Annotated in this window: 14 protein-coding genes and 1 tRNA gene; 10 read left to right on the top strand and 5 right to left on the bottom strand. The window is 64.1% G+C overall.

Annotation, left to right across the window (positions count from 1 at the left end; translation table 11 throughout):
• The first annotated feature begins 37 nt into the window (after window positions 1–37).
• The 3 genes from EOA49_RS03930 (at window position 38) to EOA49_RS03920 (ending at window position 3990) form a co-directional block, all read left to right on the top strand.
• The gene (locus EOA49_RS03930; protein ID WP_127243062.1) at window positions 38–1846 is read left to right on the top strand and encodes an ABC transporter ATP-binding protein; all 1809 of its coding nucleotides are present in this window, start codon (window positions 38–40) and stop codon (window positions 1844–1846) included.
• Between the two features lie 129 nt (window positions 1847–1975).
• Window positions 1976–3370, top strand: a complete 1395-nt coding sequence (locus EOA49_RS03925) for a multicopper oxidase family protein (RefSeq protein WP_127239490.1) — start codon at window positions 1976–1978, stop codon at window positions 3368–3370.
• Between the two features lie 125 nt (window positions 3371–3495).
• A complete protein-coding gene (locus EOA49_RS03920; protein WP_127239489.1) occupies window positions 3496–3990 on the top strand; it encodes a hypothetical protein in 495 nt (164 codons plus the stop codon).
• A 54-nt stretch (window positions 3991–4044) separates the two neighbouring features.
• Here the strand turns inward: EOA49_RS03920 and EOA49_RS03915 are convergent, their stop codons facing one another.
• Window positions 4045–4224 carry a hypothetical protein gene (locus EOA49_RS03915; RefSeq protein WP_095799687.1) on the bottom strand — a complete coding sequence of 60 codons (180 nt, stop codon included), beginning with the start codon at window positions 4222–4224 and terminating at the stop codon, window positions 4045–4047.
• A gap of 276 nt (window positions 4225–4500) precedes the next feature.
• Between EOA49_RS03915 and EOA49_RS03910 the strand changes: the two genes are divergently transcribed.
• Entirely contained in the window at window positions 4501–4836 is a 336-nt protein-coding gene (locus tag EOA49_RS03910; protein WP_127239488.1) for a hypothetical protein, read from the top strand.
• A 36-nt stretch (window positions 4837–4872) separates the two neighbouring features.
• Here EOA49_RS03910 and EOA49_RS03905 read toward each other — a convergent pair.
• A tRNA-Ala gene (locus tag EOA49_RS03905) sits at window positions 4873–4948 on the bottom strand.
• A gap of 140 nt (window positions 4949–5088) precedes the next feature.
• Between EOA49_RS03905 and EOA49_RS03900 the strand changes: the two genes are divergently transcribed.
• Together EOA49_RS03900 and EOA49_RS03895 are read left to right on the top strand one after the other, a co-directional pair.
• Complete coding sequence (locus tag EOA49_RS03900; RefSeq protein WP_067002157.1) at window positions 5089–5379, top strand: YggT family protein; 291 nt, start codon at window positions 5089–5091, stop codon at window positions 5377–5379.
• A 9-nt stretch (window positions 5380–5388) separates the two neighbouring features.
• Complete coding sequence (locus tag EOA49_RS03895) at window positions 5389–5700, top strand: DUF167 family protein (RefSeq protein WP_127239487.1); 312 nt, start codon at window positions 5389–5391, stop codon at window positions 5698–5700.
• Between the two features lie 105 nt (window positions 5701–5805).
• Here the strand turns inward: EOA49_RS03895 and EOA49_RS03890 are convergent, their stop codons facing one another.
• From EOA49_RS03890 to EOA49_RS03880, 3 genes are read right to left on the bottom strand one after another with little or no spacing between them, the layout of a single operon-like run.
• On the bottom strand, window positions 5806–6687 hold the full coding sequence (locus EOA49_RS03890; RefSeq protein WP_067001412.1) for a MurR/RpiR family transcriptional regulator: 882 nt from the start codon (window positions 6685–6687) through the stop codon (window positions 5806–5808).
• Between the two features lie 9 nt (window positions 6688–6696).
• Window positions 6697–7764 (bottom strand): ABC transporter ATP-binding protein, encoded by a 1068-nt coding sequence (locus EOA49_RS03885; protein ID WP_127239486.1) that lies wholly within the window; start codon window positions 7762–7764, stop codon window positions 6697–6699.
• A 2-nt stretch (window positions 7765–7766) separates the two neighbouring features.
• On the bottom strand, window positions 7767–8537 hold the full coding sequence (locus EOA49_RS03880) for an SDR family oxidoreductase (RefSeq protein WP_095799691.1): 771 nt from the start codon (window positions 8535–8537) through the stop codon (window positions 7767–7769).
• A gap of 169 nt (window positions 8538–8706) precedes the next feature.
• Here EOA49_RS03880 and EOA49_RS03875 point away from each other — a divergent pair, with 169 nt between their 5' ends.
• The 4 genes from EOA49_RS03875 to EOA49_RS03860 all read left to right on the top strand — a co-directional run bounded on the left by EOA49_RS03875 (window position 8707) and on the right by EOA49_RS03860 (window position 13541).
• Window positions 8707–9936 (top strand): sugar ABC transporter substrate-binding protein, encoded by a 1230-nt coding sequence (locus EOA49_RS03875; RefSeq protein ID WP_095827478.1) that lies wholly within the window; start codon window positions 8707–8709, stop codon window positions 9934–9936.
• Window positions 9937–10241: 305 nt separating this feature from the next.
• Complete coding sequence (locus EOA49_RS03870; RefSeq protein ID WP_127239492.1) at window positions 10242–11111, top strand: sugar ABC transporter permease; 870 nt, start codon at window positions 10242–10244, stop codon at window positions 11109–11111.
• Window positions 11108–11935: a carbohydrate ABC transporter permease gene (locus EOA49_RS03865; RefSeq protein ID WP_127239484.1), complete on the top strand. Its 828-nt coding sequence runs from the start codon at window positions 11108–11110 to the stop codon at window positions 11933–11935. Before EOA49_RS03870 ends, EOA49_RS03865 begins: the two co-directional genes overlap by 4 nt.
• A gap of 79 nt (window positions 11936–12014) precedes the next feature.
• Window positions 12015–13541: a M81 family metallopeptidase gene (locus tag EOA49_RS03860; RefSeq protein WP_127239483.1), complete on the top strand. Its 1527-nt coding sequence runs from the start codon at window positions 12015–12017 to the stop codon at window positions 13539–13541.
• The last annotated feature ends 29 nt before the right edge of the window (window positions 13542–13570 follow it).

The following is a 13570-nucleotide window of genomic DNA, read 5'->3' as shown; positions in this document are numbered from 1 at the left end:
GGTGGGGACCGGCGCTCCGACTTGCTCGGGGAGAGCAATGACGCAAAGCGTTCGCGAAGTTCCATCAGCGCTGGCCGGCGAGGCGGTGCTGGAAATCGCCGGCCTCAGCGTCAGCGTGCGCGGCGAGGATGGCGAGCGCGAGGTGGTATCCGGCCTGTCGCTGTCTCTCAAACGCGGCGAGACGCTGTGCATCGCCGGCGAGTCCGGCTCCGGCAAGTCGATGACCGCGCTGGCAATCATGCAATTGCTGCCGCAGCCGGCCGGCCGCATCGCCGCCGGCACGATCCGGCTTCGCGATAAGGATGGCAGTGCCGTCGAGCTGACGGTGCTCGACGAACGGCGCATGCGCGACATCCGTGGCGACCGCATCGCCATGATCTTCCAGGAGCCGATGACCTCGCTCAATCCGGTGCTGTCGATCGGCCGGCAGCTCACCGAGTCGATCGAGGCGCATACCGGTGTATCCCACACGGAGGCCAAGCTGCGCGCGGTCGCGGCGCTAAAGGCGGTGCGCATCTCCGAGGCCGAAAGCCGGCTGAAACAATTTCCGCACGAGCTGTCCGGCGGCATGCGCCAGCGGGTGATGATCGCGATGGCGCTGGCGCTCGAACCCGCCGTGCTGATCGCCGACGAGCCGACGACGGCGCTCGACGTGACCGTGCAGGGCGAGGTGCTGGAACTGCTGCGCGACCTGCAGCGCCAGCACGGCACCAGCGTGATCCTGATCACCCACGACATGGGCGTCGTGGCCGAAATGGCCGATCGGGTGATCGTCATGCGCAACGGCCGCATGGTCGAAGAGGGGACGACATCGGCTATTTTTGCCAGGCCGCAAGCCGCGTATACGCGCGAGCTCCTTGCCGCCGTTCCGCGCATCGGCTCCGGCGCGCGCCGCCGGGCTTCCGGCGAGTCCGACGTGGCGGCAATGCAAGACAAGGTGGCGGTCGTGAAAGACCTGCATGTCCGCTTCGACCTGCGCGGTGGCTTCTTCGGCCGCGTCAACCGAAGGGTGCATGCCGTCGAAGGCATTAGCTTCTCGATCGCGCCGAACGAGACGCTGGCGCTGGTCGGCGAATCCGGCTGCGGCAAGTCGACCACCGCCAAGGCGCTGGCCGGCCTCGTTCCTTATAGCGGCGGCGTGACGATCGGCGGACGCGAATTGTCCCGCCTCGGGCGCGACGAGCGCAAGGCGGTGCGACGAGACGTGCAGATGGTCTTCCAGGACCCTTATGCCTCGCTCGACCCGCGCATGCGCGTCGGCGAGCTGGTGGCGGAGCCGCTGCTGATCCATGGCATCGGCTCGAAGGAAGAACGGCGGGGGCGCGTGGCAGCGCTGTTCGAGCGGGTCGGTCTCTCGTCTGAGCAGATGGAGCTTTATCCGCATGAATTCTCGGGCGGCCAACGCCAACGCATCTGCATCGCGCGGGCGCTGGCGCTGAGGCCGAAGCTGATCATCGCCGACGAGAGCGTTTCGGCGCTCGACGTTTCGGTGCAAGCGCGCGTGCTCGATCTCTTGAAGGAGCTGCAGCGCGAATTCGGCGTCGCCTATCTGTTCATCTCGCACGACATGGCGGTGGTCGAAAACGTCTCGGATCGTGTCGCCGTCATGTATCTCGGCCAGATCGTCGAGATCGGCAGTCGCGACCAGGTGTTCTCCAATCCGCGCCATCCCTATACGCGGCGGCTGATCGAGGCCGTGCCTGTTCCCGATCCGTCATTGCGCCGGACACGCTTTGCCCGTCTCGACCGCGAAATTCCAAGCGCGACGCGGCGGATCGGCGAGAGCGTGCCGAAACTGGTGCTCAAGGATTTCGGCGGCGGACATTTCGCCGCCGTCGGAGATTGATCAGGATCACGGCCTGCCGCATTCAGCCTGGCATTCGATTGGCTTTCGGGAGCGGCGATCTGTCCGTTTCGGGATGTACGCGAATGATGGTAGAGCCTGAAGCCGCCACTCACCCATTCCGGATTCTCAATGTCGGTCTTCACACGCCGCAGACTCCTGCAGGGCGCCGCGGCGGCCGGCGCGGCCGGCATCGGCCTCTCGACCGCCGGCAAGTTCGCCGGCTGGGCGGCGGCGAAACCCGAACCGCTGATCTTGAAGACGGCAGGCATAGCAGCGCAGTTGATGGCCGGCGCGCCAACGAAGAATGTCCTGACCTATGGCGAGGCCGGCCCGCCGCCGGTCATCAGGATGAAGAAAGGCAAGCCATTCGCTGCGCGGCTCGTCAACGGCATCGACGACCCGACGACCATCCATTGGCATGGCATCCGCGTTCCCAACAAGATGGACGGCGTGCCGTTCATGATCCAGCCCTATGTGTATCAGGGCGATCATTTCGACTACGCCTTCGCGCCGCCAGACGCCGGCACCTTCTGGTATCACCCGCATTGCAATACGCTGGAACAGATGGGCCATGGGCTGACCGGCGTCATCGTGGTGGAAAACCCGAACGATCCTGCCTTCGATGCCGAAGTGGCGCTCAATCTGCGCGACTGGCGCCTCGGCGATGACGGCCAGTTCATCGCGCAGTTCCGGCCGCGCGATGCGGCGCGCAGCGGCACCTATGGCACGGTGCGCACGGCCAACTGGCTCGACCAGCCGCAATATGACGCGCCGGCCGGCGGGCTGGTGCGGCTGCGGGCCGCCATCACCGACGTCACGCGCATCTATGGCTTCCGCGTCGACGGCGCCGAGGCCGCCGTCATCGCGCTCGACGGCAATCCGGTGCCGCAGCGCTTTGCGCCCGACGCCCTGCAGCTCGGGCCCGGACAGCGGCTGGAGCTTGCCATCCGCATGCCCGACGACGAAGGCGCGATCGTCAGCCTGCGGGATGTCAGGGGCACGAAGCCAAAAGTTCTGGCGACGCTGCGTGCGGTCGGCCAATCGCTCAGGCGCGATCTTCGCGATCTCGGCCCGCTCGAGCCCAATCCGGTGGCGGAGGTGGACGTCGCCGCCGCGAGGCGCATTCCGCTGGCGCTGAGCGCCACGGCCGAAAATGTCGCGGCCGACAGCATCTGTGGGTCGCTCGGCTATAGTTTCTGGGCGATCAACAAAGTGCCGTGGCCGGGCGACACGCCGGACCCGACCGCGCCGCTGGCCGAGCTGAAACTCGGCCAAAGCTACATCATCGACATGGAAAACCTGACGCCGCACGCGCACCCGATCCACCTGCACGGCATGAGCTTCAAGGTGCTGTCGTCCTCGACGCGCGCGGTCCAGCCGCTTATCTCCGACACCTATCTCATCCAGCCCGACGAGAAGGTGCAGCTGAGCTTCGTCGCCGACAACCCCGGCGACTGGCTGCTCCACTGCCACATCATCGAGCACCAGAAGACGGGCATGACGAGCTATTTGCGGGTGACGTGAACACGTAGAGCGATAGGCGCCCTCGCCTTTGACGGGAATTCGCGGACCTCGACGGGTTGACGCCGTTGCCCGCTTGCCTAGGTAGGCAAGAGGCGCTGGGGCGGCACGCAACTCCGACCGACGGCATGACAACTTTGCGCATTCAAAAACTTGCCCTTGTTGCGGCAGGCATCTCCATCCTGTCGTCCTGCGTCATCCCCGACGATACGTCGCGGGTCGCGAAAGAGGATGCCACCACGGCCGCCGCCCGCAGGGAAATGGTCGGCCTCAGCGAGGCCGATGTCCGCATGTGCGCCGGCTTTCCGACCGCGACCGCCGATGTGGGACCTTCCGGCCAGATCTGGACCTATCAGCGCAGCGTGCAGCGCGGCAATCTCAACATCGCGGTGCCGACCATGGCCCTGGGCGCTATCCCCGCGGTTGGAGGGTCCGTCAACGTCGCGCCCGGCGGCTATTGCAACACGCAGATTCGCATGCTCGGCGGCCGTGTCGCGGAAGTGACCTATGCCGGCGATAACAATTTGCCCAACAGCATCGATGCGCTCTGCGTCAGCACGGTGGACGCCTGCGTGGCCTATGCGCGACAGCGCAATCGCAAAGCGACGGCGGTCTCCAGATGATCGGGCAATACCGGCCACGCGGAGCGTCCAATTCGCACTTATCCTGGAGCTGTCTTAGCGTCCGCCGGGATGAATGGCGCCGGGCTCTTTTTCGGAGGCGCCGGGTGAAATTTGCCGGCCCATGTCTCTGCGGGTTTCGGGCGGCGAGGCGTCCATCAGGTTCCTGACCTTGGCGTTGTTGTGCGCATGGATGATGGCACGGCCGAGATGGAGCAGGATTCCCACCACTGACATTGATACTTCCTCCGTTGGGATGGCGGATACGTCGGCGGCGGGACGCCCAACCCAATGCGCCCCGTCTGTTTCGTGGGAATGACGCGGAAGATGGCTTCTCGTTGCCAATTCGTGACCTGGAAACAGAGCAGGCCGGCGTGCAGGGCGCAGGATGCTAGTGGAAACATGATCTGACGCTCATATGTGCGGCGGGAAAGAAAAGTGATGCTGGTCGCCGCAAATCGTCCTGAATCCGAAGGTCTTTCGGCCGCCCAATTCGAGACGATGGAGAGGTCGATGAAATTGTCCGTCCTTACTCTTGCCGGCACCATGCTGGCGCTGGCGCCCGCGGTTCAGGCGGCGCCGATGATCGGTATCCCGGCTGGAGACGGCCTCGTGCAGCAGGCGCATGTGACATGCGCGTACCTGACCGAAGACGGCTATTGCGTGCGCCCGCACAAGAAGCACAAGCATTGGAAGCGCGAGCGGCACTACCGGCCGATCTATCGCACCTACGAGCCGCAGCCGTCGGACGAGTATTACTGGCGCTACGAGCGCCAGCGGCCGATTGTCCGCGTCATCCCCAGCTATCCGCGGCAGGATGAAGACAATTGGGACGATTGGGATGATTGAGCGACTGGCGGGCCCAGAGCCCGCCCTGCTTTCGGCTGGTGGAGCTGAGGGGGATCGAACCCCTGACCTCATCATTGCGAACGATGCGCTCTCCCAGCTGAGCTACAGCCCCGTTCCAGCGGATCGGCTTGTATCGGTCGCGGCGGTTTGATGTCAAGGCGAAACGGCTGCCCGGCATCGAGCGCCGAAACGGCCGGGCCTTGCCGGTTCCGCGCGCAATGGCTACATGTCGGCGACAATTTGGAGACCGGCATGATCGCCCTTATTCAAACCATCGTCATGGCGCTTGATATCTACTGGTGGATCATCATCGCCTCGGCGATCTTTTCCTGGCTCTATGCCTTCAACGTCGTCAACTCGCGCAACCAGTTTGTCGGCACCGTCGGCAATATGCTTTACCGTCTGACCGAGCCGGCGCTGCGGCCGATCCGCCGCTACATGCCCGATCTTGGCGGCATCGACATCTCGCCGATCATTCTTCTTTTGATCATCTTCTTCATCCGCCAGTTTTTGATCACCACCGTCTTCTCCTGGGTCGCTTAAGGCCGATCCATGGCCTCGCCGTTCCGTCCGCGCGACGACGGCATCGACCTTTTCGTGCGGCTGACGCCGAAGGCGGCAGTGGATCGGATCGAAGGCATTGAGATGGCCGCCGACGGGCGCAGCCATCTCAAGGCGCGTGTGCGCGCGGTGCCGGAGAACGGCGCCGCCAATACGGCGCTGGAGCGGATGGTGGCGAAGGCGCTTGGCGTGCCGGGATCGGCGGTTTCGGTGGTGGCCGGAGGCACGTCCCGGCTTAAGACGCTGCGGATCTGGGGTGATGCGGTTGAGCTGGCGAAGAGCGTCGAGGCGCTTTCCGGGTAATCCAAACTTGAGAGGCGAGGCGGGCCAGCGCCCGCCCCTGTCCTGCCGGACATTTCCTCCGCTTGGGTTCCCACTCGGGGCGATCGGCAGTTCAGCGCCGGCGCTTCAATCTCCCAGCGGCAGCTTCGGATCGTCGACCTTCAGCGTGTTCACGCTCTGCTTGATGCGGCGCAGGTTCTCCAGCACCTTCGGCCCGCGCGATTCCGCCACCGTGGTGGCGATCATGTCGAGAATGGCAAGCAGTGCGTAGCGCGACGAGGTCGGCTTGTAGATATTGCCGTCCTCGAAAGACTGCAGCTGGATGACCGTGTCGGCGACCTTGGCCAAAGCCGAATCGGGCGCGGTGATGGCGACGGTGGCTGCCCCATATTGCTGCGCGACCTCGACCGCCTCGATGACCGAGCGGGCATAGCCCGAGACCGAGAAGGCGACCAGCGTCGTCTCCGGTGTCGCGACCGCCGCATACATGCGCTGTAACTGGCCGTCGACCTGGGCGAGCGCCGAGAGGCCCAGCCGGAACAGCCGATTTTGCATCTCCGTCGCCATCATCGAGGAGATGCCGCCGGAGCCGATGCACAGCACATTGCCGGAACCGGCGATGCGGGCGCCGACAGCCATCAGCGTCGTCATGTCGAGATTTTCGCTGGCGCGCTGGATGGCGGCGACCGCTGCCTCGGTAATGGCGGAAGCGATGCGCTGCTCCCGCGCGTCGCGGCTGAGCGGTTCCGGCGACAGGTACTGACCGCCGATGGCGATCGCCTGCGCCAAATAGAATTTGAAATCGCGCAGGCCCTCGCAGCCGAGATTGCGGCAGAAGCGGGTGACGGTCGGCTCGCTGACGCCGACACGCGCGGCAATCTCCGAAATCGCTGCCTTGGAGGCGAAATCGAGATCGGAAAGCACCAAGCCGGCCAGCCGGCGGTCCGATTTGGTGCCGTCCTGCGACATCAGTTGCAGGCGGGTGATGATGTCGGCCGGGGTCTTCATCCTTTCATCTCACAGCGGCAGGCCCGTCGCCTTGTCGAAGAGATGGATGTTGCGCGGGTCGACGCTCACTGGCAGCCGGTCACCCGGCTTCACCTGCAGCCGGTCGCGGAACACGGCGCGTACCGTGTCGTAGCCGATCGAGCCATAGACATGGGTCTCTGAGCCGGTCGGCTCGACCACGTCGACGTCGATGGCGATGGCATCGTCACGCGCGCCGATGATGAAATGCTCGGGGCGGATGCCCGCCTCGACCGTGTCGCCGCCGGACGCTGTCTTGCCGGCAAGCGCCAGCCGGCCGCCGCCTTTGGTCTCGAACCAGGACTTGGCGTCGGCGGTCTTCAGCGCGCCGGAAACAAAACTCATCGACGGCGAGCCGATGAAGCCGGCGACGAACTTGTTGGCCGGCCGGTCGTAGAGTTCGAGCGGCTGTCCGACCTGTTGGATGCGACCACGATCCATCACGACGATGCGGTCGGCCATGGTCATGGCCTCGATCTGGTCGTGGGTGACGTAGACGATGGTCGATTTCAGCCGCTGGTGCAGCGCCTTGATCTCGGTGCGCATCTGCACGCGCAACTGCGCGTCGAGATTGGAGAGCGGCTCATCGAACAGAAAGACGGAGGGCTCACGCACGATGGCGCGGCCCATGGCGACGCGCTGACGCTGGCCGCCGGACAACTGCCTGGGATAGCGGTCGAGATAGGAGAAGAGGTTGAGCACGCCGGACGCTCTCTTCACCTTGTCGTCGATCGCGGCACGCGTCTCGCCGCGGATCTTCGGGCCGAAGCCGATATTGTCGGCGGCCCTCAGATGCGGGAACAGGGCATAGGACTGGAAGACCATGGCGATGTTGCGCTTCTGCGGCGGCAGGTCGTTGGCACGGGTGCCGCCGATCACGAGATCACCGGAGGAGATCGTCTCCAGCCCGGCCAGCATGCGCAGGAGCGTGGACTTACCGCAGCCGGACGGACCAACCAGCACGACGAACTCGCCGCTTTTGATCTCGAGGTTGATGTCCTCGAGGATTTTATGCTGGCCGAAGGATTTCGACAGGTTGCGAAACTGGACATCGGTCATGGTCACGCTCCCAAAATGTCGTCGATGAAAGGCAGGTAGCCGGCTGTCAGTCCGGCGTCCACCGGCACCACGGCGCCCGTTATGCCGGATGCGCGGTCGGAGGCAAGGAAAGCCACGGCCTCGGCCACTTCCGACGCATTCACGATGCGGCCGAGCGGATAGAGCCGCTTCAGCCGGCCGAGGATCTCGGGATCCTTAGCCAGGCGATGATCCCAGGCGGCAGTGCGGATCGAGCCAGGGCAGACGACGTTGGCGCGCACGCCGCTGCGGCCAAGCTCGACGGCGATCGACTTGGCGTAGGCGTTGATGCCGGCCTTGGCGGCGGCATAGGCCGGATTGCCGAAATGCGCGATGGCGTTGACCGAGGAGATGAAGACGACGCTGCCCGAGCCGCGCGCGGCCATCGCCTTGACCAGCGGATCGGCGAAACTCATCACACCGGCGAGGTTGAGATCGAGCTCCTGTTCTATTCTCTCCGGCGTCAACGCTTTCAGCGTCTCGGCGCGCGTCCAGCCGGCATTGTTGACAAGGATATCCGGCACGCCGTCCTTGTCGAGCAGGCTTGAGATCGCCGCTTCGATCGAGGTGCGGTCGAGCAGGTTGAAAACGTGACACGAGGCGATGTGCGGGCTGGTCAGCGCCTCGGCCGACTGGTCGCAGCCGACGATGCGGCCGCCGCGCTCGGCCATCAGCGCCACGATCGCCGAGCCAAGACCGCCGCCGGCGCCGGTGACGACAATTGTCTTGCCCTCGAAATCGCCCTGCGACACCACGATCAGTGCTCCTCGCCACTTCCGACAGGGAGAGAACGCTACTCAACGAGATGTAATTAAGCAACATGATAAACTGCTGCTTCCCCGAAAACCATCGATAATGTAGGAAAGTAACATAAATCCTGTGCCAACCGGCCAGGCGCGAATGCGCATTATGGGAGGAGATCAGATGAGCCTTGCGAAATGGACTGTCGGCCTGTTGGCCGGAATGAGCATGCTGGCGCTTGCCGCGCCGGCCGATGCGGGCGAGGTGCGCGTCACCGTCGCCGAATACAGCGCCAAGACTGGCCCCTATTTCGAAGAGGTGAAGAAGGAGTTCGAGGCGGCCAATCCCGGCATTACCATCAAATATGAAGTGGTGCCGTGGGACGTGCTCCTACAGAAGCTGACCACCGACATCACTGCCGGCACCAATGCCGATCTGTCGATCATCGGGACGCGCTGGCTGATCGACTTCGTGCAGCAAGACGTCGCCGAGCCGCTCGACAGCTACATCAAGCCCGAGTTCAAGGACCGCTTCATAGATACCTTCCTGCAGCCCTCGATCATGAACGGCCATACCTATGGCCTGCCGATCGCCGCCTCGGCGCGTGCCATGTATTACAACAAGGAGCTGTTCGAGAAGGCCGGCATAGCCAAGCCGCCGGCAACCTGGACCGAGTTGCAGGAGGACGCGCGCAAGATCAAGGCGGTCGGCGCCTTCGGCTACGGCCTGCAAGGCAAGGAGATCGAGACGGACGTCTATTACTACTACGCGATGTGGTCATTCGGCACCGAGATCCTCAACAAGGACGGCACGTCGGGTCTGAGCACGCCGGGCGCGCTTGAAGCGGCCAAGCTTTACAAGTCGATGATCGACGAGGGCCTGACCGAGCCTGGCGTGACCTCCAACAACCGCGAGGACGTGCAGAACCTGTTCAAGCAGGGCAAGGTCGGCATGATGATCACCGCGCCATTCCTCTCCAACCAGATCAAGGAAGAGGCACCGAGCCTGAAATACGGCGTCGCCGCCATTCCGGCCGGGCCGACCGGCGCGCGCGGCACCTATGGCGTCACCGATTCCATAATCATGTTCAAGAACTCCAAGAACAAGGACGAGGCCTGGAAGCTGCTCGACTTCCTGTTCACCAAGGAGCAGCGCGCCAAGTTCACGCAAGGCGAAGGCTTCCTGCCCGTGAACAAGGAAGAGGCGAAGATGGAGTATTACGTCAACAACGCCGACCTCGCCGCCTTCACCGCGCTGTTGCCCGACGCTCGCTTCGCGCCGGTCATCCCGGGCTGGGAAGAAATCGCCCAGATCACTTCCGACGCCATGCAGAAGATCTATCTCGGCAGCGCCGAGCCGGAGGCCGCTTTGAAGGAGGCGGCAGACAAGGCCAACGGCGTACTGAAGAAATAGGGCGTATCTCCCTGCGCCCGTGGCGCGCCCCACCCCGTCGGGGCGCGCCACATCTCTCCGGCTTGGCAATCCCAGGAGAACGGGCGCGGTTTTCTGTCGGATTGCGGAAGAACGACCGGGCAATCGGTTCAGACAAGGACAATCATCGATGTCGGCTCAAACGCCGGCGAGGAATGCAAATCCTGAAGCAATTGCCCAGGAAGAACGACAGCCAAGCCGGCAGGCCAGCGAAATTCCAATGCGGGGACCGTGCCTTGAGCACCAATGCCACTGCCATCTACCCGCAACGCGGTGCAAGCCAGCCGATGCAAAGCCGTGTCGTGCCCTATCTGCTGACGCTTCCCAGCCTTTTGCTGGCGGCGGTGGTGATCTTCTGGCCCGTCTGGGATCTCGTGCAGATCTCGACGCATGACGTGAATCGCTTTGGCCAGCTGCGCGACTTCAGCGGCCTGGCCAATTTCCGGGCGCTTGCTGCCGATCCCGATTTTGTCGCCGCCCTGTGGCGCACCGGCCTATGGACCGTGCTGGTGGTCGGCGGGGCGCTGCTCTTGTCGATCCCGGTGGCGATCATACTCAATACCGACTTCTACGGCCGTGGGCTGGCCCGCGTCATCATCATGCTGCCCTGGGCGGTGTCGCTCACCATGACGGCGGTGGTATGGCGCTGGGCGCTCAACGGCGAAAGCGGCATGCTGAACTCGGGGCTGATGAAGCTCGGCCTAATCAGCCAGAACATCCAGTGGCTGGCGAGCGCCGAGACCGCCTTCCCGATGCAGGTGCTGATCGGCATACTGGTGACGGTGCCGTTCACCACCACGATCTTCCTCGGCGGCCTGTCGTCGATCCCCGACGATCTCTACGAAGCCGCGGCGCTGGAGGGCGCGACCCCCTTACAGCAGTTCCGCGAGATCACCTTTCCGCTCCTAAAACCGTTCATCAACATCGCGATCGTGCTCAACACGATCTACGTCTTCAACTCCTTCCCGATCATCTGGGTGATGACTCAAGGGGGACCGGCGAACTCCACCGACATATTGGTCACCCATCTCTACAAGCTCGCCTTCCGCATCGGCAAGCTGGGCGAGGCTTCGGCGGTGTCGCTGGTGATGTTCGTCATCCTGCTCATCGTCACCATGATCTATGTGCGGCTCGCCATGCGGGAGCAACGCGCATGAGAAACGGCAAGCTGAAACGCTCGATCATCGCCTGGCTGCTGCTTGCGCCATTGATCGTGGTGACGATCTTCCCCTTCGCGGTGATGTTCCTCACTGCGGTCAAGCCGCGGACCGAAGTGCTGGCGCCAACATGGTGGCCGAGCGAATTCCGCTGGTCGAATTTTGCCGATATGTGGGTGGCGACCGGTTTCGGCCAGGCGCTTCTCAATTCGCTCTATGTCTCGGCGCTCGCCACCATCGGCGCCATCCTGATCTCGGTGCCGGCGGCCTATGCCATGTCGCGCTTCCGCTTTGCCGGTTATGGCGCGTTCCGCCAGTTCCTTCTGATCTCGCAGATGATCTCGCCGATCGTGCTGGTGCTTGGCCTGTTCAGGCTGATGGCCGCCTGGGGGCTGGTCGAGAGCACGACGGCACTCGGCTTCATCTACATGGCCTTCAACGTCGCCTTCACCGTCTGGATGCTGCAGAGTTATTTCGACACCATTCCGCGCGACCTCGAGGAGGCCGCCTGGATGGAAGGGGCCGGCCGCTGGCTGACGCTGCGAAAAGTGTTCCTGCCGCTTTGCCTGCCGGCAATCGCTGTGACGGCGATCTTCACCTTCATCAACGCCTGGAACGAGTTCGTCGTGGCGCTCACCATGTTGCGCAGCCAGGAAAGCTACACGCTGCCGATCCAGGTTTTCTCGCTGGTCGCCGGGCGCTACACGATCGAATGGCACCATGTCATGGCGGCAACGCTGCTGGCGACGCTGCCGGTGGCGATCCTCTTCATCTGGCTCCAGCGCTACCTGGTCCGCGGGCTGGCATTAGGAGCGGTGAAATAGCAATCCCGGCAATTCCAGGAAAACTGTGGAGCGGTTTTCCGTCCGGAATTGCCAAAAACAAATAGTCCACGGAGTTTTGATGCGCATCTTCACCGCCTCCCTGGCGACGGAAACCAACACCTTCTCGCCGGTGCCGACCGACCGGGCCTCGTTCGAGATGGCCTTCTATGCCGGCCCGGGAAAACATCCGGAGACGCCGACGCTGTGCTCCTCGCCGATCGTGGCGCTGCGCCGGCGTGCGGCCAGCGAAGGCCTGACCGTCATCGAAGGCACCGCCACCTGGGCGGAGCCCGGCGGGCTGGTGCAGCGGCAGGCTTTTGAGGCGCTGCGCGACGAGATCCTCGACCAGCTCAATGCCGCCCTGCCGGTCGATGCGGTGATCCTCGGCCTGCACGGCGCGATGGTGGCGCAGGGTTATGACGACTGCGAGGGCGACCTGCTGGAGCGTGTGCGCGCTATCGTCGGGCCGAAGGTGGTGATCGCCTCGGAATTCGATCCGCACAGCCATCTGACGCCCAAGCGCGTCGCGGCCTCCGACATCATGGCCTATTTCCTCGAATTCCCGCACACCGATTTCTACGAGCGCGGCGAGCATGTGGTCGAGCTCGGCCTTGCCGCGGCGCGGGGCGAAATCAAGCCGGTGATCTCGACCTTCGACTGCCGCATGATCCAGGTGCTGCCGACCAGCCGCGAGCCGATGCGCTCCTTCGTCGACAAGATCAAAGCGCTGCACGGCAAGGACGGCGTGCTGTCGGTCTCGGTCATCCACGGTTTCATGGCCGCCGACGTGCCGGAAATGGGCACGCGAATCCTGGTCATCACCGACAACGACAAGGAAAAGGGCGAGAAGCTTGCCGAGACGCTGGGACGCGAGCTCTATGCGCTGCGCGAAAAGACGGCGATGACGATGCTCTCCGCCTCCGCCGGCATCGAGCGGGCGCTTGCCGTGCGTGCGGCACAGAAGGACAAGCCGGTCGTGATCGCCGATATCTGGGACAATCCGGGCGGCGGCGTGCCGGGCGACGGCACCATCGTGCTCTCCGAATTGTTAGCGCGCGGGATCGACAGGGTCGGCGTCGCCACGATCTGGGATCCGATCGCGGTGACCTTCTGCCAGGCCGCCGGCGAGGGCGCCGTCATCGACCTGCGCTTCGGCGGCAAGGCCGGGCCGCAGGCGGGCGAGCCGATCGACGCGCGCGTCACGGTGCTCAAGGCCGTCAGCGAGGGCTGGCAAAGCTTCGGGCCGAGCCGGGTGACGCTCGGGCCGGCTGCGGTGGTTCGCATCGAGGGCACCGAGGTCGACGTCATCCTCAACACCAACCGCACCCAGACCTTCGAGCCGGACATCTTCTCCAATATCGGCGTCGATCCGATGTCGAAGGACATCCTGCTGATCAAGTCGACCAACCATTTCTACGCCGGCTTCGCGCCGATCGCCGCCGAGGTCATCTATGTCGCGGCGCCGAGTTCTTATCCCAGCAATCCGGCGGTGACGGATTACAGGAAGCTGAGGAGACCGATATGGCCGAGGGTGAAGGATCCGTGGAAGGATGAGGCTCCTCCTTCTCCCCCTGTGGGAGAAGGTGTCGCCGCAGGCGACGGATGAGGGGTGCTCCAAGGAATGCTGACGTCTCA

It is taken from the genome of Mesorhizobium sp. M1A.F.Ca.IN.020.04.1.1 (assembly GCF_003997315.1).
GTDB lineage: Bacteria > Pseudomonadota > Alphaproteobacteria > Rhizobiales > Rhizobiaceae > Mesorhizobium.
Note: the sequence above shows the minus strand (reverse complement) of the source record. Positions and strands in the feature narration are given on the sequence as shown.

Coding starts and splice junctions, on each gene's coding strand:
- EOA49_RS03875 (WP_095827478.1), top strand. CDS start 8,707: ATGAGCCTTGCGAAATGGACTGTCGGCCTGTTGGCCGGAATGAGCATG.
- EOA49_RS03885 (WP_127239486.1), bottom strand. CDS start 7,764: ATGACCGATGTCCAGTTTCGCAACCTGTCGAAATCCTTCGGCCAGCAT.
- EOA49_RS03890 (WP_067001412.1), bottom strand. CDS start 6,687: ATGAAGACCCCGGCCGACATCATCACCCGCCTGCAACTGATGTCGCAG.
- EOA49_RS03910 (WP_127239488.1), top strand. CDS start 4,501: ATGAAATTGTCCGTCCTTACTCTTGCCGGCACCATGCTGGCGCTGGCG.
- EOA49_RS03870 (WP_127239492.1), top strand. CDS start 10,242: ATGCAAAGCCGTGTCGTGCCCTATCTGCTGACGCTTCCCAGCCTTTTG.
- EOA49_RS03920 (WP_127239489.1), top strand. CDS start 3,496: ATGACAACTTTGCGCATTCAAAAACTTGCCCTTGTTGCGGCAGGCATC.
- EOA49_RS03915 (WP_095799687.1), bottom strand. CDS start 4,224: ATGTCAGTGGTGGGAATCCTGCTCCATCTCGGCCGTGCCATCATCCAT.
- EOA49_RS03930 (WP_127243062.1), top strand. CDS start 38: ATGACGCAAAGCGTTCGCGAAGTTCCATCAGCGCTGGCCGGCGAGGCG.
- EOA49_RS03860 (WP_127239483.1), top strand. CDS start 12,015: ATGCGCATCTTCACCGCCTCCCTGGCGACGGAAACCAACACCTTCTCG.
- EOA49_RS03865 (WP_127239484.1), top strand. CDS start 11,108: ATGAGAAACGGCAAGCTGAAACGCTCGATCATCGCCTGGCTGCTGCTT.
- EOA49_RS03900 (WP_067002157.1), top strand. CDS start 5,089: ATGATCGCCCTTATTCAAACCATCGTCATGGCGCTTGATATCTACTGG.
- EOA49_RS03925 (WP_127239490.1), top strand. CDS start 1,976: ATGTCGGTCTTCACACGCCGCAGACTCCTGCAGGGCGCCGCGGCGGCC.
- EOA49_RS03895 (WP_127239487.1), top strand. CDS start 5,389: ATGGCCTCGCCGTTCCGTCCGCGCGACGACGGCATCGACCTTTTCGTG.